Origin of the sequence: Pseudoalteromonas sp. BSi20495 (assembly GCF_000241185.1) — a bacterium.
Classification (GTDB): Bacteria; Pseudomonadota; Gammaproteobacteria; order Enterobacterales; family Alteromonadaceae; genus Pseudoalteromonas; species Pseudoalteromonas fuliginea.
On record NZ_BADY01000082.1, the window covers coordinates 25019 to 47837 of the forward strand.

The following is a 22819-nucleotide window of genomic DNA, read 5'->3' on the forward strand; positions in this document are numbered from 1 at the left end:
TTAACTACCTTTAGAGTAAACCATTTAATAATGTCTGCACTATATAAAATGTAACAAGGGATTTTTCATCTAGATTAATGCCGTAACTACTGTGTACACACAAATTAAAGGGATGGTTTTTTAATTAAGCAAACAGCGAATAATAAATTCAGTGCTACACTCACAGCTAACTTAAACTCGTTGACAACCAATTCAATTAGCAAATTATGAAACAATGTAATCAATGCGGTAAGTGCTGTATTAAATACGGTGGTGGCGATTTAAGCGCATCAAAAGAAGAAATTGATTTATGGGAGCTTTTTAACCCCGAAATCTACGAATACGTGAAAAACGACGAAATTTGGTTTGACCCAAAAACAGGATTGAGACTAGATGCTTGCCCTTTTTTAGAAATTGCGCCTAAAAAAGATCCCTTGGCTAAAAACATGTACACCTGCAGTATTTATCTCGACCGCCCAGAGGACTGTCGCCACTACCCTAGCCTCATTCCTGAAATGATCAGAGACGAATGCGAGATGATTGAAGCTATCGACATAAAGAATCAAACCAGAGCTCAACATAAACTCGATATACTTATGATTGATAGTCGATAATTCTCTTTTAAACTGCAACAGGTTATTGGTTAGTTTTTATTTTTAAAAAAGAGTAAATCTGTATACCAACAACCTATAGCAACTACAATAGAGCCAAAGCAAATTAAAAAAAAGGGCCTTATAGGCTCAATCCAACCTATTGAAATAATTACAATAAATGGGGTTGCACTCGCTAAAAGAACCATAGGTAAATTAAAAACATTAAATTTTTTTTAATAAAATTGATATTGGTACCCCATAAACAAGTAGTGCGGGATAGACATAAAATAAGCTTCCGCCGACCATTGCAGCCGAAAATACTATTGTATCTAAATAGCTTTTTGAGGGCTGAGATCCAAACAGCGCAAATACAATAGCAAGTAAGGTACAAGCAGGAAATAAGGCTAAAGGGCCTATCAATATAACAGCAATAAATTTGATAAATAATCCCTTTTAATCAGGTGTTGTTCTGTGCCATTAAGCCTTAAATTACTGTGTATCTATGCAATAGATTTTGAAGAGCTTTTAACACAGTAAATGAGAACCTCAATACGTTAGGATAATCATGTCGATAACAAGGCATCTGTATTCTTTTCCGCCAATAGCACAAGCAAATATAATACACATTAAGATCAATCACTAATGCATACGAATTATGCCATCTATTTTTAAAATTGAATAAGACTTCTGTGACAACTAAGGCCACTAATAATTAGTGACCTTGCTTTTTATAACATAACAAATAGTTAGTTTTTTAAATTAAATATCATCACTGTACTCAAACGCTTGAAGCGTCACGCTACTAACAAATCCGCCATCATCTGGGTATGTAACTAATATCGTATTATTGGTTTTTAATAGCTCGTTTGGAACTTCGATTTCTAGCATGCTAAATACTTGTTCATCACCGGCATAATCGGTTGGTACAGTAACTAAAGTGCCATTTACTTTAACGATAGGTTGTTGAGCTAAATCATGCTCTCTGCCAAAACTTAAACGCAATATACCTTTACCATATTCACTTGTTTTTACATCGTTAATGTTAAATTTAAGCGCTGTATTAGCTTTAATTGGCTGTTTGTAGGTTGTTGCATAGTATTTATGCTCGTCAGACTCAGCAGTAATTTTTATATTGTTGCTGAACGTATATTCAATAATTACTGTGGCTTCTGCACCTATGTTAATGCTTTTTGGTAACTCATTTTTTACACCAATATTTTGTGATGTTGTTGTAAGTGTTGACTCACCATTAGCAAAGTGCAAGTGCTTAATTTTAATGTTATTAATCGGATTGCTTGGTAGCTCTGTTAAATTTAGCAAGGCGCTATTAGCACTTGTTTCTAAATTACTGATAATTACATATGCTTTGTTCTTGTTTACGTAACTATCTACTAATAAGTCGGCTTCATTTGAGTCAGTATTAACACGTGTGCCATTTACATCTGACCACAATTGATAAAACTTAATAATGTCGGTGAATACATATTCATCGCCTGTTTCACCTGTTTTTTCGTCATTGTGGCGTAGCAAACGCCAAGCATAATCACGCCCCTCATTACCACTCCACTCTGCTTTTGCTAAACTAAATGGAATGGCTTTAATTATGAGATTAGGTTTAGCCATAAATTGCATCATCATAGGGCTAAACGATTTCATAGTTTGCCAGTCATTTATTGCAGTCCATGGCGTTGCTTCTGTTTTATGGTCACGCCCGCCGTATTCCGAAATCATGAAAGGTTTTACCTTACCTAGCTTAAGCTTTTCGTATTGCTCCATCATGTCCATAGTGGCTTCTATACGGGCTCCTTTAAAGTTAGCAACGCCTTTATCGCGGTTTAAATAGCCAAAGTCGTAAAGATGAATCGAAAAATAATCCATGTATTCACCGCTGGTATCTAAAAATAGCTTCATTCGCTCATCCCAACGATTAAAGCTGTTATCGTCAAACCATGGAAAGGCAGTGGTGTACCCACCAATCTTAATACTTGTATTAACTTTTCGTATGCCTTGGGCTACTTCGTTATGAAAAATAAATGTATCGATAGGCTTACCGTGATGTACATCAACAAGTTCGTAAAGTGGCTCATTAAGTATTTCAAGGTATTGTGGCCGTGCTGGGCCTTTGTTCGGTCCTTGGTTGTCATTTCGATAAAATTCATTTACAAAATTTCCCATATATTGACCCACAGCATCGGTATTAGCAAAGCTCCATTCGCCTTTGCCTTTATGATTACCAATCCAAAACTGATTAATTTGCCCGCCTATCATTACGTGGGCTTTATTATCGTATTTATGAAGCTTCGACAACGTTTTACCATAATAATCTTCGCGAGCAGTTTTGCCATAAGCAGCGATACTCTCAGGGCTTGCGTACCCTAGGTTATTTGAGTTTTGCTCAACTTGAGTCGCGTAATACGGCATAGAACCATTATCGCGACCAAAGTACACATCAAGGTCGTTAAGTAAGTAGTCAAGCTTATCTTCTTCCCCCTTCCAATCGGTTGTTGTTAGCATCGAATGCATAACAATGTATTTGCTTCTATCAAAGGTTGATAGGCCGTCAATACTTCGCTTTACGTTTAAATTTACGGATACTTCTGGCTGCGCGACTAAATTGCATGATGCAGTACATGCAAATGCAATTAAAAGTGAGCTAATGACTTTCATGTGTTATCTCCTTATTTTAATTGTGTGTGAGTTTTGCTTTCTAATTGAGCAAAAAAGATCATAGTTTTAGCTACATGTTCGTGCCAATACTCCCAGCAATGGGTGCCTGCAAAAATATCGAACGTATGAGGAACATTTTCATCAACTAGCTTTTTTGCAAGCGCAGTATTAGCACTAAAAAGTACATCGTCTTTTCCGCAATCAAATCGCAGTGGCGGTAATGTCTTTTTATTCGCGATCAATGTTTTAAACACGTCGCCTTTGTACTTATCAGTGGTTTTTTTTAGTGGCTTTAGAGTGTGTTCATCAACAAAGAGATTAAAGTCGTCAAGCTCAGTAATTGATGAATGCGCTGATATACCGCTAAAAATAGTTGGATGCTTTGCACCTAAACATAATGCTCCATACCCTCCCATTGAAAGGCCCGTAATATATATATTTGATGAGCTCGAGCACATTGGTTGAGTTTGAATAACAGCGCTAATCACATCATCAACTATCCATGCTTCATAATCTGCATTTTTAAGTGGCAAATACCCGCTGCCCTCGGCGTGCGCGCCATCTGATGGCATCACTAATACAAACTCGTTAAGGCCACTGCTACGAAGCTGCTGATACACTTTATGTACGCCCCCTAGCTGGCTCCACACCCAGTGGCTACCATACACACCATGCAGTAATACAATTATAGGTACATTTTTATTACTGGTTGCTTCTTGGTAAATGCTTATATCACCTCGCCCTTTTAAGTGACTGCTATACGCGGTTAGCGTTACAAAGTTATCAGCGGTGTAACAGTTATTTGATACCTCTAAACGATGAATTGCCATTTTATGCTCCTTTAATCATCAAACACGACGACACCTTTAGCGATACGCCCTGCTAGCATGTCGTCAAAGCCTGTTTGTAACTCATCTAACGAGTAAGTTTTTGTGACTAGCTCATCGAGCTTGAGCTTTTTTGCGTCATAAAGGTCTAGTATTTGAGCAAAGTCGCGCTTAGGATTACACTGCCCGTAGAGCGGATTTATATAAATTTTATCCCACTCAAATAATTCGCAATCAAAATCTATTTTTTGCTCAATGCCACTCACTTGCACCGCAACGCCCGCGCTGCGTATTAATGCTAATGGCGCGGAGCCAAGTGCCGGCACTGCTGTACACTCAAAGGCATAATCGGCTCCGCGACTATTTGTTAGCGCTTTAACTTCGTTTATCATATGAACTAAATCAGGGTCATACTTTTTAGCAAGTACAGTATGTGTAGCACCAAATGTTTTAGCTTGTGTTAATCGCTCCGGTGACAAATCAATTGCTATTATTTTAGCGGCGCCTGAAATTGCAGCCCCTTGTATTGCATTTAGTCCTACGCCTCCACAGCCTAATACGGCCACTGACGAACCTGCTTTTACTTTAGCGGCATTAACCACTGATCCGTAACCGGTCATTACACCGCAACCAACAATACTTGCACTTGGAAAAGGAATGTCACTGTGTATTTTTATAACTGCAGCAGCTTTTACGACGGTGTATTCGCTCATCGTACCTAATGAAATGAGCGCTCTAAGCTATTGCCATTATGCTCACACGCTTGTTTACCTGCGTGTCCGCATAAACCATTGCCAGTTACGGGGCTATTTACTTCACAAATGTGTAAATTACCCTCTTGGCACTGGAAACACTCACCACACGGAATTGCCCAATTTAGTATTACTTTATCGCCAATAGTAAATTCCGTTACACCTTCGCCCAACTCAACAACGGTTCCTGCGCCTTCATGACCAATGATAAATTTTTTATTCCACGTTTTAATTGAATCCCAATCGGTATGACAAATACCTGAGGCTTTTATTTTAATTTTTACTTCGCCAGTACTTGGTTTTCCGACATTAACGGTATCGAAGAAAAAACCGCCTTTTCCATCTGCAATTGCAGCTTTTGCCTTGTACATGTAGACTCCTAAGTCTCTAAATATAAGTATTATGTTATGAAGCAACCGACAATTTACTGTGAACCGTTTTGTATAAAAGACGGTTACGATTTCGAAATTCATCATGTAAGTTATCTTCAGCACGATAGCTATTCATGTTTTATGCACTTTCATCAGGTGCACGAATTTATGTTTTTTGAACAAATTGATGGCACGTATTTTTACCATCAGGGTGAATCAACTCTGTCTGATTTTGAGGCCGTTTTTACGCCTGCAATGGAAACGCATGATTTTGCTTTAAACCCACGTCCTAAATCTTGGTATATTGTGCAGTTTATGCCTGAGCGCCTTAACGACCCAGCCCTACAAGAGTTTTTAGATCTATTGAAAACCGGTTTACATCTAACATTTAGCGTTGAACTACAAAAAAGAATCCATAAACTACTCGCATGGATGTTGAGCGAGTTTAACGAAAACCCAAAAAGTAAAACCTGCAAACAACTGTTTAATAGTTTAATAACCATGGTGTGCGAATACGGTAAAAGTAGTTTATCTAACCAGCAAAAACCGTTGAGTGGTTCAGCTAGCTTTAAAAAGTTAACACCCGTTGTTAATGAGCTAAAAACAAAAAATGACCTCAATCTTTCGCTAGAGCAAGCCGCAGCACTTTGTTATTTATCACCTTCGTATTTTTCACGAGTATTTAAAAAGCATTTTAGAGTGCCGTACTCCGACTACCTTATTCAGCACAAGCTATATAATGCCGCACGACTACTTGGGCAAAGTGATGCCTCGGTAACTGATATTTCTTACGACTTGAGTTTCTCCAGCCCGTCGTATTTTATTAAGCAGTTTAAGCACCATTTTAAAGTTACCCCTCACCAGTATCGCCAGCAGCTACGTCTCAAGTAGGTGTTGCTTTGCAAGCGGTGTTGCTAAATCACTTAATATCCGCTTATTAACCTTTATATTTTGCTTTATAGCCTGTGTACCAAGTACGTAGGCTTTAGCATGATTAACCGCTTCTACACACAACAATGTGTCGTTAATAAAATACCAAAGCGAAAATTGATCCGGTGACTCTTCGCGTACGACAATTTCGTTATATCCTTGTGATAAACCCACTATCTGTAGTTTGTACTCGTATTGATCTGACCAAAACCAAGGTAAAGCAGGAACCGGTTCACTATTTTTTGCTAAAAACTGTGCAGCTGTTTTGGCTTGTTCTACGGCATTTTGAACCGATTCAAGTCTTATCCATCTCTGATAAATTTTATTAAAATGTGAGGCACAGTCGCCGATAGAAAAAATATCAGGGTGTGAAGTTTGGCATACATCATTTACTTTGATACCTTGTTCGAGCGCTAACTCTGCAGTCACTGCAAGCTCGGTATTAAGCCTTACCCCAACGCCCACTAAAATAAAATCGGCGGGATATTGAGTGCCATCACTGCATACAACATAATGTTTATTAGCTGTGTGCTTTATTTGTACAACATCTTTTGCTGTTTGCAAATCTACCCCTTTGCTTATGTGCAATTGAGTTAAAAAGTCAGACATAACAGCTGATGTAACACGCGAGAGTATGCTTTGTTGCTTTTCAATTACCGTTACTTTTGCACCTAACGCTATAAACGATGACGCCGACTCAAGGCCAATGTAGCCGCCACCAATAATGACTACCTGTTTATCATTACTTTTATTGAGTGCTGTTTTTATTGCCACTGCATCTGCGTGTGTTCGCATCGCAAAATATTGTGCATTCCCTTTATCGTCAACGGTATCAATAAGCCCTTTAATAGGCGGAATAAAGGGCGAACATCCCGTCGCTATCACTAATTTATGAAAGGCTATTTGCTTTCCACATTTCAGCGTAATTGTTTTACTTTGTTTATTAATTGCAGTAACACGCTGGCCCAAGCACAAATCTATATTGCTATCTGTATAAGCTTTTTCTACTTTTAATGGAGTCGATTTTACATCATCCGATTGCAACGTTTTTTTAGACAAAGGTGGCCGATGATATGGCAGCTCTGGATCGCTGTCGAGTAACGTAATTTTACCCAGCCAACCTTGCTGGCGAAGCGTAAAAGCAAAGTTAACCCCGCCATGGCTTGCGCCAATAACCACCACACTTTGCTCAAGTAGATTTGGTTCTGTATGTGTGTTTTGCATAATGCTGTACCCGCTTTTAATTGGCTACTCTGAAGGTCATGCCATCAATATTGTCAGACACCTCAATTTGGCAACATAAACGGCTGTATTGCGTTACGTTATCGTCCAGCTCTAGCATGTCGCTTTCTATCTCATCGGGTGTACCTACTTTTTTAAAGTCATCCGGTGTTAAGTAAATATGACACGTTGCACACGAACATACACCGCCACAATCACCATCAATACCAGTAACACCATTTGCTGATGCTAGTTCCATTAGCGAGCCACTGTCGCCCTCAACTTCAACTGCATCGTTTGTTTTGGTTATAAATATTACTTTCGCCATCGTATTAATCCTCTACTTTTACTTGTTACTGTATTTATTTAACTATTTTGTACGGTGTTTTTATTTTGATTTAAAGCTAACGTGCAGACTGTTAAAGCCTACCTTTCTTGAAAACTCACCTAGTTTTTCAATATTTTCATCTGCTTTTATTGTCTCTATTTGAGCAACTTTATTAGCAAGTGATAACACTAGTTGACGCAGAATTTGGCGAGCATGCGTTGCGCCCAAACAATTGTGATGGCTAAAACCAAAACTAATATGCGGATTAACTTTTCGGTCGAAGTCGACATTGTTGGGATCTTTGAATACCTTTTCATCGCGATTAGCCGACGCCCAACATAACGAAACTCGTGTGTCGGCTTTTATAGCGTGCTCACATACGCTTGTGTCTTGCGTAGCGACGCGGCCCATTTGCGTAAGCGGCGAAAAATAGCGAATGAGTTCTTCTACGGCCCTGTTTAATATTTCAGGCTCATCATCAATACGCTTTAAATCACTGATGTTTTCGCTAAAGTAGGCAATAGAGTTTGTGATCGCGTTTATAACGGTGTCGCGCCCCCCTGCAAAGGTGAGGATCATCACACCTTTTACTTCTTCTTTACTCAGCTTTTTACCGTTCGCCTCTGAATTTAAAAGCACTGAATATAAATCATCACCCGGGATTGCAATGGCGTTTTCTATTTGCTCATCAATGTAATCGTATAGAATATTGGCTTTATCGCTATCAAGGTCACTATCTTCACTTCTAAATACGTGCGTACCCCAATCTATCCATGTTTGTGCTTTATCCATTGAGGTATTAAGTAACAGCGTTAACGCTTTAGATTGCAGCGGGAGTGCAAATTGTGACACCACATCTAACGACTCGGCTTTGAAGGCATTGTCTATTGTTTCATCAATAATAGCTTGTAAGCGCGCTTGGTAACCCTCATCTAATGGACGCTTAAACCATGGATTTAATAGTTCACGAAAACCGCCGTGCTCAGGTGGGTCTACTTCAAATGGGATTTGACGTGTTTCACGTATTGCGACTTCTGATGGAATTACAATACGCCCTGGTTTAGCTCCTGATTGAAAAACAGCACAATTATGCGCCGCTTTACGTACATCTTTTAGACCTAATATCATATTGACGGGATCGTTTTGATCGTCCATTTGTCCCATGCCACTTGCTGTGCGTTTTGTTAAAAATGCATCAGGGAAATCGCTCACACCTATTATTTTTGACGTCATAATAAAACCTAACACTGTAATAAATGAATTTAGATACAACATATTAAGGGCAACTTTATGATGGAAATACACGCATTTTGCTTAAAAATGGTAGTTTCATGCTTTTTAATACAATTTAAAAGCATAAAAAAGCCAACAGTTCATGTTGGCTTTTAGTGGGGATGTGAGAGTTACTAACTAATTTAATTTGTATTGCTTATTCAGCAAAGAGTGCATTACTTTATAGCAATCTAAAGCTTTACCACTTACTTTGCAATTTGGGTTGTGGTAAATGCCAATTCAGATAAATCTCTGAATAATTAAATATAAAATATTGCCTCTTTAGAAAACAATTTTTTAACGTTAAATACTCCTATTATAGTGGATTTAATATCAACAGCTTGCACTTTAAGTAATGTAACTATTTTTATAAAGGCGCCCACAAGAGCAATACACATAAGATTTAATTTATGATGGATTATTCATCACTCCTTGTTAAATAATCACTTCACTGCTCTTGTGGCCGCACAACGACTCGTTTATTTTTTACTAGGAGTGCTTAACTAAATGTGGTTTAACGAGTTGTGGGTCAAACTCGACACCTGTACCTATTATATCTGGCGCGCACGCTTTGCCGTTTTCAAGTTTTAAAGGACGCGTTGTGTATTCATCAATAGGAAAAGAATGAACCTCTAAAAAACCAGCATGTGGCTGAGATGCCAGTAGTGATACATGCAGTTCATGCATACCATGACTGCAAATAGGTAAGTTATGGGTATATGCCATACTGGCTACATGTAACCACCCTGTTATACCACCAATATTTGATGCATCTGGTTGTAAAAAGCCCAATTTAGCTTGGTCAATTGCATAGCCAAACTCATGCAGTGTGTGTAAATTTTCGCCCATGGCAAGCGGTATTGAGGTTGCTTGTGCTATGCGAGCAAAACCTTTGTAGTCATCTGGTATGGTGGGCTCTTCAAACCATGTAATATCATATTTTTCAATCGATTTTGCAAAGCGAATTGCTTGCTCCACACTCATCGAGTAATTAGCATCGACCATGAGTATTTTGTCATTACCAATTAAATTGCGTACTGCAGCTACACGTTCTATGTCTTCTTTAAAATCTGGTTTACCCACTTTAATTTTTACGGCGTTAAAACCACGATTTAAATAACCACCAATATTATCAAGTAGTTTTTGCTCACTAAAGTTTAAATCTATTCCACCTGCATAACATTTTGTGTTATCACTACTGCCCCCAGCAACTTGCCATAAGGGTGCATTTAAACGTTTACATTTAATATCCCACAACGCTATATCAACTGCTGAAATAGCAAAACTAAGTAAACCACCACGGCCTACATAATGTAGATCCCACTGTAACTTATCCCAGATTGCCATAATTGACGTTGAATCTTGGTTAATTAACCCCGGTTTAATTTCGTCATTAAGGAGTGAATAAATTGCACGTCCACCTTTTCCACCAGTATAGGTGTAACCCATACCTTCAAAGCCGTCATGGGTCATTATATGTAATGCAATAATTTCAAAGTGAGTGTGATCGCCATGTTTAGCATCACTTAATACTTCAGCTAGCGGAATTTGGTAATACTCTACTTTTACACTTTTTATTGTTTGTGATGATACTTTCATTAAACCACCGAATTAGTTCACATAACACTGTTCATTGTCAACAATTTACAACGCGATTGAATTATTGTAAAGGTCATGTCATTAATAAAATGAAATTAACTTGTGAGACTTTTTAAAGGTAATTGTTTTAAACTGCAAAATGTCAAAAATAAATTTGCAGTTTACTGAAGGTATATTTACTTGAGCCGGATCTGTTTAACAGATATAAAAGTATCACCTTGTTGCCCCATATAAACAACCCAACAAACACTAACAATTAACACTACAATTCAAAGGCTTATGATTTATTTTCACTTTAAATCAAGCGCTAATAACTGTGTATTCGCGGTTATATAAACACGGTTCTGTTGAGTATTAAATGCCAAATTAGCACTCATATTTGGCGTGGTAATTTTAGCTAATAGTTCAGCCTTTTTATTAAATAGCCATAAACCATTGGGTCCTGTAGCAAAGATAATCCCGCTTTTATGTACTTTTAAACCATCAGGTAATCCTTTGCCGTGCTTTGCAATTGGTGGCAGCTGATAAAACAGTGATTTGCTAATAACACCTCCATTGCTATTTAAATAATACTGGTACCAAGCGGGTTTATTTTTATTCGATGCAGCTACATACAAAATTTTGTTATCATTCGACAACGCAACACCATTAGGATAAATTAATTCGTCGTCTAATAACGTTATTTCTCCTGTATCTTTAACCGAATACACACCTTGAAAACTTAACTCTTTATTTTCGTCATTTAGCTGCTTAGGAAGTCCATAAGGTGGATCACTAAAATAAAGTGTGCCTTTGTTATTAAATGCACCATCATTTGGACTATTAAACTTTTGACCATTAAAGTGACTTACTATAGGTAAGTAATCAGATTTTGGGGCGCTTAAAGGCGCTTTCATTTTAGATACCACACGAGAGCGAGATTGCAAAAGAACAAGCTCGTTTTGTGCATTAACCAATAAGCCATTTGAGTAGCCGCTTTGCGCTAGATATAGGCTAACACCTTTACCTGGCGTGTATTTATATACTTGATGATTAGGTATATCAGAATATAACAAATACCCCCCTTGATTTACCCACACGGGTCCCTCTAGCCATTCATACCCAGAGGCAAGTATTTGCAATGGCATCTTTAAGTTGAGTACCTCAAGCGCTTGTTCATTAAATATTTGATACGGCCCCTGCTCATACAATGGTTTTTCGGTTGGTTCGGCTAATGCTATCCCCGTTAAACCAAAAGCACTTAAATACAAAGCAGTTAGAACGTTAATAATGTGTTTAATTTTTATCATTGCGGTACCTGCGCTCATATAAAGATTTATTCACATTTTTAGCTGCATTAACGAGTGGTTCGTAAGGAATATCAGCCACATTTACGAAACCCACATTGTAGTTTTCGCCATCGTATGCACGCCCTGTTAAAGGTGAGTCTATATATTGAAACCAATGTGCGCCGACAAAATAAGGGTTATCAATTACGCTATTCATATAATTTTGGTATTTTGATCCGCGCTCTTGCTGCGATTGAGTATGTATTAGTCCAGGGTTTAGCAGACCCGAATCAAGAGCTCCATTATGAAACTCGCCAATAATACTTGGCATATCTATATCCGACAAAAACTCCCAAAACTCTTGGTTTAAGCCTTCTCGATAATAATTGTAACTCATTACATCGACGTGAGCTGCACTGGCGGCTCTAATTTCAGGAGTCATTCCCCAATCGGCAAAACGCGCTCCCATATTTAACTGATTTGGTAAGTGTTTGGTAATTGCTTCATCCACCACTGCAAAATACTGATTAGCATGATGGAACAACATCGCTGATAAATCGGTATTAACGTGATCGTTAAACTGCGTTAAAGTCACTCCCTCTGCAAACTCATCCCACGATGAGAGTGTTGTATTCCATGCTTTATTTAATTTACTTATTTTGCTGTATTTATTTTTCATTAAAAGTACAAATTCAGCTTTAGTTGGACTATTTTTGGCATTATTTTTAAGTGTATTAATGGCAATGCCGTAACGTGTGGTATCTGAATTCATCATGCCCCAGCTTTTTTCGTTATCAATAAACACTCCAACACACCATGGACTGTTTTTGACTTGCTGAGCTACTTTTGCAAGTGTTACATCGGCGCGATCAACAAATAAAGGATCGAATGGATCTGGTAGTGGGCTCCAATAATCGTTACCGCTGCTTACTGTTTTAAAGTTACCAATGATCCATGCATTAGCAAAATAAGGTAATTTTTTAGTATGGTAATACTGCTCTTCTATCCAGTTACCAAACGATGTAAAACCCCACGACAACATACGATTAACGGTTGTTTTTTGCCATTGTTTCATTAATTCATTGTTGTTATGTGTCTGATACTTTCGCTCTAAGTTCGCGCGATAAAAGCTAAACGTTTCGCCTTTTTTAACTGCTCCACTGTGTACTTCGCGTCTGTAGCCATAATTATCGGCAAGGGGATCGTCCTGTTTTGGTAGCCAGTTAAACATCTCAGCTCTGAGCTTTGAGCTTTGATAACGTGTTGGCCAAGCAGCTACAGGCGCTGGGTTTAATCCAAGTGAGTCTTCGGGTGTTAAGTCGCCAGCTTCGCGTTGTTTAATATAACTTTGATCAAAATCGTAGCCAGTAATCGTTGAGGTGTTTGCCATGCGGACGTTATCGATACCGGTCGAAAAATACAGATAACCTTCTGGGTCAACTAAACTCCATTTACCTTTGTATTTTTCGGTTCTAAAATACCCTGTAGCCTTTAATTGCGGGCCATTTTTCCAGCCGCTAAACTTAGAGCGCCCTTGCAGTGGTTGTGCTTGCAGCTGAGCTTGTTCCTTTTGTGAGATAACTAATAGCTGCTCAGTTGACGTAACCTTGTTAATAAAGTTTAACTTTGCATTCTGTCCAAATTCATCCACCAACCCTTTGAGGTAATTTACATCAAAATTAGTTGGTTTTATCAAGCGTAAGTTATCAATTAAAAAACGTTTATCTTCAAGTAAGCCCTTTACACCAAGCGACACCTTTACAATGCTGCTTACATCTATATTTTTTTGCCCACCCCTATAAATAATAGGTGTATAACCGCTATGCCAACTGGGTGGATTTGAGCGAATGCCTGAGTTTATATTAAGGTTAGCGCCTTTAAGCTCGATGTAATAAGTGTTTTCTGAGTGCCCGGGTACAACGACACTGCGTGTTTGTGACTTGCCTGACTTATCGGTAGTTTTCACATAAATATGGGTGGATGCGCTATTAGGATTTTGAATATCAATCGCAAGGGCAAAGTTACCAATAGCTTGCCAATCCCAACCTTGTGGATTAACGAACTCAAAATCGCTTTCGGTGTGTGATTTAGAGTATAGATTTACTTGTAATTTATGATTGCCACTTTGCTCAACAAGTTTAGTAGAAGCATTAATGGTATTTATATTATCGCTGTAATTGTTTTTTTCGAAATCAAAAATAACAAGCTGTTTCTTAAAATCAACGACTGTATTGTTCGGTTTTTTTTCTGATATTTTTCCATTATTACACCCTGCAAGTCCTACTAAACAGCAAAGCATTAGTGTCAATCTTACGTCTTTAGGTATGTGATTCATGTTGAGCCTATTATTGTGTTGGTTTAATAGCGAGCTTTAAAGTAGCAAAGCTAAAAGCATTTAAAACTAGGCAGGATAATTACACAACACTGAAACCAAAACAATTAACTGTTAACAATAACGGCAAATCTAAAGATACAATCTGATTATAAAAAGTTCGAAAATCACTTTGTAAGTGCTTAATAAACAATATCTTATTTATTTTTTATTGTTGAAATGAATTAGTTTATATGATTTAAATATAAATAATTTTAGGCGAATTAATAAAATGTACTGACTACATTTATAGATACTTGATTGTTCATAAAACTGTTTATCGGTGTTTTTAGCCTATTTAACGCAAAAATAAAAGTTATGGTATAACATTGTTGATTCGTTCATTTCTCGGTGTTATATTATATCACAACATAATAACCGCGAACCAATATATCCATGACAAAGCTAACATTAATCTCCTCCGCTATTTTTTCTGTTTTATGTTCTCATTCAGTACTTGCTGCCACAATTAATGGCAAAGTAACAGATAATAAAAATCAACCAATTCAAAATGCGACTATTCATATACATGGTAAGACACAAGGCGTAAAAAGTAATGAGCTTGGCGAATTCTCTATCGAAGTTGATACAGCAAGCCAACTGCATATAAGTAAAAATAATTACATTGATTCTCGAATAGATGTTACAGGTTTATCTAACAATGTAACCGTTTCTCTTAAACCAACCTCGGTAGAAACTGTTGTTGTGTATGCCTCAGCGCTTCATAAAAATAGTCTAGAAATGATTTCTCCAGTGAGTGTTTTATCTGGTGATGAGCTTAGAAATAAATCTAAACCTACACTTGGTGAAACGCTAAAGGGTTTGCCAGGTGTTAACGCCAGCTACTTTGGCCCTGTTTCTTCAAGCCCTATTATTCGTGGCTTAGGTGGCCCTCGCGTTAAAATAATGCAAAATGGTTTAGATAGCAGTGATGCGTCGCGTATTGGTCCAGACCACGCAACATCAAGCGATAGTTTAGCCGCAGAGCAGATAGAAGTATTACGCGGCCCAAGTACCCTACTTTATGGCTCGGGTGCGATTGGTGGTGTAGTAAATGTAGTAGATAACCGCATTCCTACTAGTAACATTGATGAACTAACGGGCGCGGCAGAATACAGTCACGACACTGTATCAAACGCAAATACATATGCTGCAAAATTAGAAAGCGGTTATAACAATTTTAATTTTCATTTTGATGGTACAAAACGTACAGGTGATGATTATCAAACACCTACTTTTACTATCTCAGATGAAGATGGCGATGTAGAAATTGAAAACTCAGTAGAAAATACCTTTATCGATAGTGAAACAGTTAACTTTGGTACTAGCTATGTTGGGGAGCACTTAACGGTTGGTTTTTCATATGGCAATATAGAAACTGATTACGGTATTCCGGGGCATGAACATCATCACGAACATGATCACGAAGACGAAACTGAAGAAGAGCATGCTGAGCATGAAGATGAAACGGCTGAAGACCCAGTTTATGCTCATTTAGAGCAAGACCGCTGGCAAGGACTTGTAAGTTACGCACTGCATAATAACTGGATTGAAACAATCAAATTACGTGTTGGCTACACTGATTATTCGCATAGCGAAATTGAAGACGGTGCAATTGGTACAACCTTTACAAATAAAACGACAGAAGCACGTTTAAATGTAGAGCATAAATTTGCTGATTGGCACGGTATGGTTGGTTATCATTACAGTGATTCTGATTACGATGCTATTGGTGAAGAAGCATTTACACCAGCGAGCGTAACAACAACTAACGCTGTGTATTTATTAGAAGAACGTGAATTTGGTGATGTGACAGTAGAGCTGGGCGCACGTGTTGAAGATTATAAAATAAAAAGCCAAATTTCAGAAGTTGAACACGGCCATGATCATGACGAAGTTGAAGATGACCATGACGATGAAGAAACAATCGGTTACAGCAAAAGTTTTACTAATGTAAGTGTATCTGCTGGCGCTATTTGGCAATACAAACCAGGCCATAGTATTGCGACGAGTATTTCTCATTCAGAACGTGCACCACTCTCTGCTGAATTATTATCCAATGGCTTACACATTGCCACTGGTACGTATGAGCTAGGTCTTGGGTATAACATTGAAGGTAATGAAACACATTTCGAACCAGAAAATATTAAACAAGAAACCTCAACAAACTTAGATTTAAGTTTTAGACGTTTTAGTGGCGATTTTGGTTATACCGTTAACTTTTTCTATAACGATATTAAAAACTTTTACTTTCAAGAAAATACAGGATTAGTATTTGACGAAGAGGATGGTTTAGAATCAGCTATTGGTGCCCATGACGATGCCGTTGCCGTTTATCAGTTCACAAGTAAAGACGCTGAGCTTTATGGAATTGAGTTTGATGCACATTACCAAATAACACCAAGCGCTATGGTAAAAGTATTTGGCGACTCGACTCGCGCTAAATTAAAAGACGATGAAGGTAATTTACCGCGTATTCCAGCTAATAAGTTAGGTTCTGAACTACAATACACTTTAGGTGATTTACAGTTGACACTTACTGGCACGCATTACTTTGATCAAAGTGATATAACGGCCTTTGAAACTAAAACAGATGGTTATACATTATTCGATGCACAGGCTAACTACCAATTAGGATTAGGCGCAATAGATGCACAACTTTATCTAAATGTAGATAATATTACTGACGAGTTAGGCTTTGTGCATACCTCTTTTATTAAAGATACCGCCCCACTTCCAGGCAGAAACTTTCGCTTTGGTGTTCGTGGTTATTTTTAATAATTAAAAATCGTTTTAGCTTACATATTTATAAACCGCATTTTATTAATGCGGTTTTTTTATTGTTAGAATACATATCCGTAATAATAGTTAATCAATTTAAGGGATTAAATCTGACTCTAACTGTGTTAAAAATTCTGATATACGACTGCATGGATGTAGGAGGTAGAGCAATGCAGGAGCAATTAGTGATAAAAATTAATTAAAGAAATTTTTGCCTTGTTATGGACACAATTTTCTTAGCGCAAAATAGACCACTTAATTAATCGAATTGGTATAAAACGCTTAGATTACAGATACAAAAAAGCCGTATTCAGATCGAATACGGCTTTTTAAACTCTTAATTTTAAAATTTATTTAAATTAAGAAATGATTTCGTGTAGTTCAACGTCAAATACAAGCGTTGAGAAAGGTGCGATTGCAGCACCTGCGCCACGTTCACCATAAGCAAGCTCATGAGGAACGTAGATACGCCATTTAGTACCTACAGGCATCATTTGTAATGCTTCAGTCCAGCCTTTGATCACGCCACCAACTGGAAATTCAGCTGGTTCACCGCGCTCGTATGAGCTATCAAACACAGTACCGTTAATAAGTGTACCGTGGTAATCAACACGTACTGTAGACTCAGCTGTTGGCTTTTCGCCTTCGCCAGTTGCTAGTACTTCGTATTGAAGACCAGACTCAGTTACTGTGATTTCAGGACGTTTTGCGTTTTCTTCTAAGAATGAAATACCTTCTGCAGAAAGTACTTTAGACTCTTCTTCACGACGAGCTTGAATCTCTTCGTTGATTTTTTCAAATGCAGCTTGGATCTCAGGGATCTCAACTTGAAATGCGCTACCAGCGTACGCATCTTTCATGCCTTCAAATACTGAATTTAGGTTTAAGCCTTCAAAAGGATTAGACTTAAGTTGCTCACCCATTTGTAAGCCAATACCGTAACTTGCTTTTTCAGCATCTGTAGTAAAATTATCTGACATAATGTGTTTTTCACGTTTTGTTAGTTAAAAGACGCGACTATGCTATCACAAAATAAACCGCGTTTGGGGCTAGTTTTTGCTGAGTTTTAGCTTAATTAGGCCAACAATATAACTGCAAAGCGGCAAACTGAATAAAATTCCAACAAGTAGAGGCATTGTTAGTAATCCTGATTCGCCAAGCAGTAAAAATGGCACGACAAGCAGCCCTATACAACCGATAAAAACAGAGCCAATAACTGGCCAATGCTTATCGTATTTAGTAATAAGATGGGCAGCTAAAACATTAAAACCAACACCATAAATTAAAGCGGTAATTAATGGGTATTCTGGTTGAGCGTCTATAGCCATTTTTACTAATAAGCTAATAGCACTTTGATAGCAGTAACCAAATACCGTCCATAGTAAAGTATGTTTAATTAGTAATTGTGGGATTGATTGAATTTGTTTTGTCATTTTTAGTTCCACATAGCAAAAAACCGCCAATAAGGCGGTTTTTTAAATAATGGTGGAGAGATAGGGATTTGAACCCTAGATGGGCTATAAACCCATGCCGGTTTTCAAGACCGGTGCATTCGACCACTCTGCCATCTCTCCGTACGGCGCGGATAATAGAGTGAAATGCATTGTTTGTAAAGAACTAATACACTCTAGTGAGTAAAAAATTAAATATATTTATTAATAATCTACTTGTTAGTAATACTGCTTTGGTCTTCGTGCAATAAACGAACAAATCAAACATGCTAACAAACTCAGTGCAAATAGCGTTATGCTTTGAAAAATCATATCAAATTGATTTAAATCACCACTGGGTATCACAACAAGGATAAGGGTGGGTAATAGACTTAACATTAATACATAGCAACATATTTTAAATGCCCGACCAAAATCAAATCGTTTAGATTGTTGCATCCACCAAGTTAATATTACTAATACACCAATAGCAGAACCTGCCGCAAAATGCGCTATATTAGTACTCATAGCAACATAGAGTGTGACAAGAGCTCCCAAAACACCCCAGATTGACCATGCTAACCAGTTTTCTTTTTCACGTAAAAATAAATTACCCATCGTTTTCGTCTTCTTTATCGTTATTTTTATTAAGACTTTCCATACATTATCAAAAAACAACCGATTAAAAAACAAACTGAAGAAGAATTATTATACTTTATGCTTCCAAGCACTTCTCACAGCCGAACCATTAATTTTTTCTCTAAGCAATATACAACATTAATGATTTAAGACTATTAGAATTAGGAAAAGTTCATACTATTTTACAAATAACTAAAATAATTTTCAGGTTTATGGCGAGCCGATTTTTTGCAATCTACAGTCGGCGTACCTATATATAAATAGCCCACTATTTCATCGTGTTCTTGCAAATTAAGTGCCTTTTTAACAGCCTGACTTTGTGCAAAATACCCCGTACGCCAAACGCCACCTAAACCTTGTGCAAATGCGGCTTGTTGCATTGCCAATACACTGCATCCTGCACTTTGTATTTGCTCTATTCGAGGGACTTTTGGGTGTTCTTGGTATTTTGCAATCGCAATAATAATCATAGGTGCACGCAATGGAAGCTCTTTAGCACGATTAATTACTTTTTCTTCTTGTAGCTCTGTCACTGCACTTTGATGATAAATTTCGCCTAATTTATGACGCGCATCACCCTGGGCAATAATAAACTGCCAAGGGGCTATACAGCCATGATCAGGAACACGTAATGCTGCTTGCTGAATAATTGCAAGTTGCTCCTCATTTGGCGCGGGATCAGTTAATTTTGGATCAGATTGACGGGTAAGTAGAAGCTCGATTGCGTTCACAGCTATTTCCTTAAAATTAAAAACGTTAGGGTAACATTTTAATGCTGAAAAAATAAATATTGAAAGTCTAAAACGCAAAACGGCTACATAAATAATAATTTAAGTAGCCGTTAGTAATACATGTTAAGTCGTTATTCTTTTAGAGCAACTCGCTTTAGCCAGTAATCAATACTAACAAAACGTCCGCCGCCCATAAAAAATAAGCTAAATAGCATAGCAAAGTAGATTGCTGAAAACTCAATACCATTGTTTAAAATCGATGGTTTACCTTTTTCGTATAAGTAATCGGAAGAACCATGTTCTTCGACTAATCCACGAATTATCCCGATTCGGTTTTGTACTTCTAAAGAGTTTTCGAGGCTTTCTTTGGCACCTGGAACAGATAGCCAATCAAGTACTTGTGCTGCACTGGTATCAGGGTTTGTAGGTGCTATTGCAAACCAACCATTATGCCAATGCACTGATGTTGCCGCTACAACCATCGTGAACATCAGCGGAATGCTAACTAAGCGAGTGAGCAAACCAAGCAGTAAAAACCAGCCGCCTAAGAACTCACTCCACCCCGCTAAAAAAGCAAGTAAATCGGGAAAAGGTAATCCTAATCCCCATTCACTATTGCCAAACCATTGAACAACGTCGGGAGAGGCTAAAAAGTTATCAAAAAAACTTTCGGTTTCACCGCTTATCGCAAGTTTATTGTAACCTGCAATAATCATTACTGGCGCTAAAATCAAACGAAATAGTAAAGCGGGTAAACCATCTAAAAATGATAATTTACCCAAAATTGTATCGTAAATACCAATTATTTTATTTTTCATGTGTGTCCTGTTCGTTCATTGTTTATTTAGTTATAGACTATAAACAACCAAGACCGCACTAAAACAAAAAGTATTTCATTGCACAAATATAGCGTTATGTTCGTCAAATACTGCGGGCAATTTGCAATGCTTCAAATATCGCGCGCTTAGCGTCAATTGCTGAAGCGAGTTTAGCACCGCCTATGACATGTACTTTAGCATTATCAAGTTGATTTTTGAGCACTTCATTATTTGATACCTGCCCGATACAGGCAATAACAGTATCAACTGGTAAGGTTTGTGTCTCACCTGCAACAGTTATGGATAAACCATTTTTATCAAAACTGTTATATTGGCAATCAGCAATTTGCTTAACACCATGTTGTTTTGCGACTTGGCGATGTATCCAGCCTGTTGTTTTGCCTAACTCACTACCAAAGCGCCCTGCACTTCGCTTTAACATGTATAATTGGCGTTCATCTTTATGTGGTTGTGGCTCACATTCAATGCCCCATTGCGTTTTAAAATCGCTAATAGTTTGTGATCTGTGCTCACTTAAAAATGCGACCATATCAAAACCTATACCACCTGCGCCTAAAATTGCAATTGATTTACCCAGTTCTACTTCGCCACGAATAACTTCGTCGTAGGCAAAAACACGTTTACCATCATTACACTTAATCGTTGCTTCACGTGGTCTTACACCTGTAGCAAAAACAATATCATCATAGCTTTCAAGCATACTGTCATTATAAGCTTTACCCAATTCAACACTCACATTTAAACGTGCTAACTCATTAGTGTAATAATTTAAAGTGTGGTTAAAGTCTTCTTTACCGGGTATTTGCATAGCTAAATTAAATTGGCCACCCATCTGCTCTTTTTGATCAATTAACGTGACATGATGGCCTTTTTGCGCTAAATAGCAACTTGCCGATAAACCAGCAGGACCTGCCCCCACTACCAATACATTTTTAGCTTTAGTCGCTTGCTCTAATGGGTAATCTAGCTCAAATGCAGCTTGTGGATTAACTAAACAGGTAGCACGTTTATTCTTAAACACGTGATCTAAACAACCTTGATTACACCCAATACAGATATTGATTTGCTTAGATTGCTTATTTACATACTTATTAAAAAACTCAGGGTCAGCCAATAACGGACGAGCCATTGAAATTAAGTCTGCTTCACCGGCAGTTAAAATATCATTAGCAATTTCAGGTGTATTAATTCGGTTAACAGCAATTACTGGGACACTAACTACATCTTTTAAGCGTTTTGAAGCTTCTTTAAATGCACCAGGTGGCACCATACTCGCAATAGTCGGTACACGCGCTTCGTGCCAGCCAATGCCTGTATTAAAAATATCAACGCCCGCTTTTTCAAGTTCAATAGCTTGAATTGTCACTTCATCGGGTGTTGAGCCATTTGGGATTAAATCTATTACTGATAATCTAAAAATGATTAAAAACTTTTCAGATACTTTTGATCTCACTGCTTTAACTATTTCAAGCGCAAGTCGCATTCTGTTTTCTAGGTTACCACCAAACTCATCTTCGCGTTTATTAGTATGAGGCGCCATAAATTCATTAATTAAATAACCCTCAGAACCCATCACTTCTACGCCATCGTACCCTGCTTTTTCAGCCATATAGGCAGAGTGCGCAAAGTCTTTAATTGTTTTTTTAATAGACCCTAATGACATAGCTTTAGGTTTATAAGGATTAATAGGTGCTTGTATGGCACTTGGCGCTTGATTGAATGGATGGTACGCATAGCGTCCAGCATGTAATAGTTGCAGGCAAATTTTCCCACCATGTTTATGCACAGCATCTGTGTATGCGCGATGCTTAAATACGTCATAATAACTATTAAATGAGGAAGAAATAGGTGTCAATTTACCGCGTAAATTAGGGCTGTACCCGCCCGTAATTAACATTGCGGTACCGCCCTTGGCACGTGCTTCATAAAAAGCACGTAGGCGTTTTCGGTTATGCCAGCCTTCTTCTAAGCCCGTATGCATTGAGCCCATCACTAAGCGGTTACGTAATTGTGTGTGTTTTAATTGTAGTTGTTGTTCTAACATCCTCTGCCCCGTTAACTGGTCTAACCTGTATACATTAGCTAATTCTGCTTCAATGGCAAGTAATAAGCAATATTTGACTGCATTTAATTGTGAACCTCTTAACATAATTAACTAATTTTTAATGTGCATTAATTTGATGCAAAAAAATTATTAAATACTTCAAAAATACTCTATTTA

General features: G+C 37.8%; 17 protein-coding genes, 1 tRNA gene and 1 pseudogene. 3 read left to right on the plus strand and 16 right to left on the minus strand.

Translation table 11 applies throughout. The features are described 5' to 3' along the window. The first annotated feature begins 206 nt into the window (after nt 1–206). Nucleotides 207–593, plus strand: coding sequence for a YkgJ family cysteine cluster protein (locus tag P20495_RS08820; protein ID WP_007378074.1), 387 nt, complete (start codon nt 207–209; stop codon nt 591–593). A 738-nt stretch (nt 594–1331) separates the two neighbouring features. Here P20495_RS08820 and P20495_RS08810 read toward each other — a convergent pair. The 3 genes and pseudogenes from P20495_RS08810 to P20495_RS20635 all read right to left on the minus strand — a co-directional run bounded on the left by P20495_RS08810 (nt 1332) and on the right by P20495_RS20635 (nt 5189). Further along, the gene (locus P20495_RS08810) at nt 1332–3239 is read right to left on the minus strand and encodes a hypothetical protein (RefSeq protein WP_008136677.1); all 1908 of its coding nucleotides are present in this window, start codon (nt 3237–3239) and stop codon (nt 1332–1334) included. Nucleotides 3240–3250: 11 nt separating this feature from the next. Beyond that, entirely contained in the window at nt 3251–4069 is an 819-nt protein-coding gene (locus P20495_RS08805) for an alpha/beta hydrolase family protein (RefSeq protein WP_008136679.1), read from the minus strand. Nucleotides 4070–4080: 11 nt separating this feature from the next. After that, nucleotides 4081–5189: pseudogene (locus tag P20495_RS20635) on the minus strand (Zn-dependent alcohol dehydrogenase). A gap of 36 nt (nt 5190–5225) precedes the next feature. Here P20495_RS20635 and P20495_RS08800 point away from each other — a divergent pair. After that, nucleotides 5226–6080, plus strand: coding sequence for a helix-turn-helix domain-containing protein (locus P20495_RS08800; protein WP_242401484.1), 855 nt, complete (start codon nt 5226–5228; stop codon nt 6078–6080). On the opposite strand, the gene P20495_RS08795 is transcribed toward P20495_RS08800, so the two are convergent. From P20495_RS08795 to P20495_RS08770, 6 genes are all read right to left on the minus strand, one after another. Continuing rightward, nucleotides 6066–7343, minus strand: coding sequence for an NAD(P)/FAD-dependent oxidoreductase (locus tag P20495_RS08795; protein WP_008136688.1), 1278 nt, complete (start codon nt 7341–7343; stop codon nt 6066–6068). The two genes, P20495_RS08800 and P20495_RS08795, sit on opposite strands and share 15 nt — an antisense overlap. A 16-nt stretch (nt 7344–7359) precedes the next feature. Continuing rightward, nucleotides 7360–7668 carry a 2Fe-2S iron-sulfur cluster-binding protein gene (locus P20495_RS08790; RefSeq protein WP_007378067.1) on the minus strand — a complete coding sequence of 103 codons (309 nt, stop codon included), beginning with the start codon at nt 7666–7668 and terminating at the stop codon, nt 7360–7362. A gap of 60 nt (nt 7669–7728) precedes the next feature. Beyond that, nucleotides 7729–8901, minus strand: a complete 1173-nt coding sequence (locus P20495_RS08785; protein ID WP_008136691.1) for a cytochrome P450 — start codon at nt 8899–8901, stop codon at nt 7729–7731. Between the two features lie 528 nt (nt 8902–9429). Next, nucleotides 9430–10539 (minus strand): mandelate racemase/muconate lactonizing enzyme family protein, encoded by a 1110-nt coding sequence (locus tag P20495_RS08780; RefSeq protein ID WP_007378064.1) that lies wholly within the window; start codon nt 10537–10539, stop codon nt 9430–9432. Between the two features lie 290 nt (nt 10540–10829). Further along, nucleotides 10830–11828, minus strand: a complete 999-nt coding sequence (locus tag P20495_RS08775; protein WP_008136694.1) for an SMP-30/gluconolactonase/LRE family protein — start codon at nt 11826–11828, stop codon at nt 10830–10832. Continuing rightward, complete coding sequence (locus P20495_RS08770; RefSeq protein WP_008136696.1) at nt 11815–14106, minus strand: beta-galactosidase; 2292 nt, start codon at nt 14104–14106, stop codon at nt 11815–11817. The genes P20495_RS08775 and P20495_RS08770 overlap by 14 nt, the downstream gene beginning before the upstream one ends. Before the next feature lie 468 nt (nt 14107–14574). Here P20495_RS08770 and P20495_RS08765 point away from each other — a divergent pair, with 468 nt between their 5' ends. Then, a complete protein-coding gene (locus P20495_RS08765; protein WP_008136698.1) occupies nt 14575–16956 on the plus strand; it encodes a TonB-dependent receptor domain-containing protein in 2382 nt (793 codons plus the stop codon). A 362-nt stretch (nt 16957–17318) separates the two neighbouring features. Here the strand turns inward: P20495_RS08765 and P20495_RS08760 are convergent, their stop codons facing one another. The 7 genes from P20495_RS08760 to P20495_RS08730 form a co-directional block, all read right to left on the minus strand. Continuing rightward, entirely contained in the window at nt 17319–17939 is a 621-nt protein-coding gene (locus P20495_RS08760) for an FKBP-type peptidyl-prolyl cis-trans isomerase (protein WP_007378060.1), read from the minus strand. Nucleotides 17940–18008: 69 nt separating this feature from the next. After that, nucleotides 18009–18392, minus strand: a complete 384-nt coding sequence (locus tag P20495_RS08755; protein ID WP_007378059.1) for a hypothetical protein — start codon at nt 18390–18392, stop codon at nt 18009–18011. Nucleotides 18393–18442: 50 nt separating this feature from the next. Further along, nucleotides 18443–18533, minus strand: a tRNA-Ser gene (locus P20495_RS08750). A 96-nt stretch (nt 18534–18629) separates the two neighbouring features. After that, complete coding sequence (locus tag P20495_RS08745) at nt 18630–19007, minus strand: hypothetical protein (RefSeq protein WP_007378058.1); 378 nt, start codon at nt 19005–19007, stop codon at nt 18630–18632. Nucleotides 19008–19210: 203 nt separating this feature from the next. Continuing rightward, nucleotides 19211–19759 carry an NAD(P)H nitroreductase gene (locus P20495_RS08740; protein ID WP_008136700.1) on the minus strand — a complete coding sequence of 183 codons (549 nt, stop codon included), beginning with the start codon at nt 19757–19759 and terminating at the stop codon, nt 19211–19213. 131 nt (nt 19760–19890) lie between these two features. Further along, entirely contained in the window at nt 19891–20577 is a 687-nt protein-coding gene (locus P20495_RS08735; protein ID WP_008136701.1) for a DoxX family protein, read from the minus strand. A 103-nt stretch (nt 20578–20680) separates the two neighbouring features. After that, complete coding sequence (locus P20495_RS08730; RefSeq protein WP_008136702.1) at nt 20681–22642, minus strand: FAD-dependent oxidoreductase; 1962 nt, start codon at nt 22640–22642, stop codon at nt 20681–20683. Between the last annotated feature and the right edge of the window lie 177 nt (nt 22643–22819).

What these genes read in the sequence shown, in the direction of transcription:
- P20495_RS08790 (WP_007378067.1), bottom strand. Translation starts at nt 7,668, where the DNA reads ATGGCGAAAGTAATATTTATAACCAAAACAAACGATGCAGTTGAAGTT.
- P20495_RS08795 (WP_008136688.1), bottom strand. Translation starts at nt 7,343, where the DNA reads ATGCAAAACACACATACAGAACCAAATCTACTTGAGCAAAGTGTGGTG.
- P20495_RS08735 (WP_008136701.1), bottom strand. Translation starts at nt 20,577, where the DNA reads ATGAAAAATAAAATAATTGGTATTTACGATACAATTTTGGGTAAATTA.
- P20495_RS08755 (WP_007378059.1), bottom strand. Translation starts at nt 18,392, where the DNA reads ATGACAAAACAAATTCAATCAATCCCACAATTACTAATTAAACATACT.
- P20495_RS08820 (WP_007378074.1), top strand. Translation starts at nt 207, where the DNA reads ATGAAACAATGTAATCAATGCGGTAAGTGCTGTATTAAATACGGTGGT.
- P20495_RS08760 (WP_007378060.1), bottom strand. Translation starts at nt 17,939, where the DNA reads ATGTCAGATAATTTTACTACAGATGCTGAAAAAGCAAGTTACGGTATT.
- P20495_RS08730 (WP_008136702.1), bottom strand. Translation starts at nt 22,642, where the DNA reads ATGTTAGAACAACAACTACAATTAAAACACACACAATTACGTAACCGC.
- P20495_RS08765 (WP_008136698.1), top strand. Translation starts at nt 14,575, where the DNA reads ATGACAAAGCTAACATTAATCTCCTCCGCTATTTTTTCTGTTTTATGT.
- P20495_RS08785 (WP_008136691.1), bottom strand. Translation starts at nt 8,901, where the DNA reads ATGACGTCAAAAATAATAGGTGTGAGCGATTTCCCTGATGCATTTTTA.
- P20495_RS08780 (WP_007378064.1), bottom strand. Translation starts at nt 10,539, where the DNA reads ATGAAAGTATCATCACAAACAATAAAAAGTGTAAAAGTAGAGTATTAC.
- P20495_RS08775 (WP_008136694.1), bottom strand. Translation starts at nt 11,828, where the DNA reads ATGATAAAAATTAAACACATTATTAACGTTCTAACTGCTTTGTATTTA.
- P20495_RS08800 (WP_242401484.1), top strand. Translation starts at nt 5,226, where the DNA reads ATGAAGCAACCGACAATTTACTGTGAACCGTTTTGTATAAAAGACGGT.
- P20495_RS08805 (WP_008136679.1), bottom strand. Translation starts at nt 4,069, where the DNA reads ATGGCAATTCATCGTTTAGAGGTATCAAATAACTGTTACACCGCTGAT.
- P20495_RS08810 (WP_008136677.1), bottom strand. Translation starts at nt 3,239, where the DNA reads ATGAAAGTCATTAGCTCACTTTTAATTGCATTTGCATGTACTGCATCA.
- P20495_RS08770 (WP_008136696.1), bottom strand. Translation starts at nt 14,106, where the DNA reads ATGCTTTGCTGTTTAGTAGGACTTGCAGGGTGTAATAATGGAAAAATA.
- P20495_RS08745 (WP_007378058.1), bottom strand. Translation starts at nt 19,007, where the DNA reads ATGGGTAATTTATTTTTACGTGAAAAAGAAAACTGGTTAGCATGGTCA.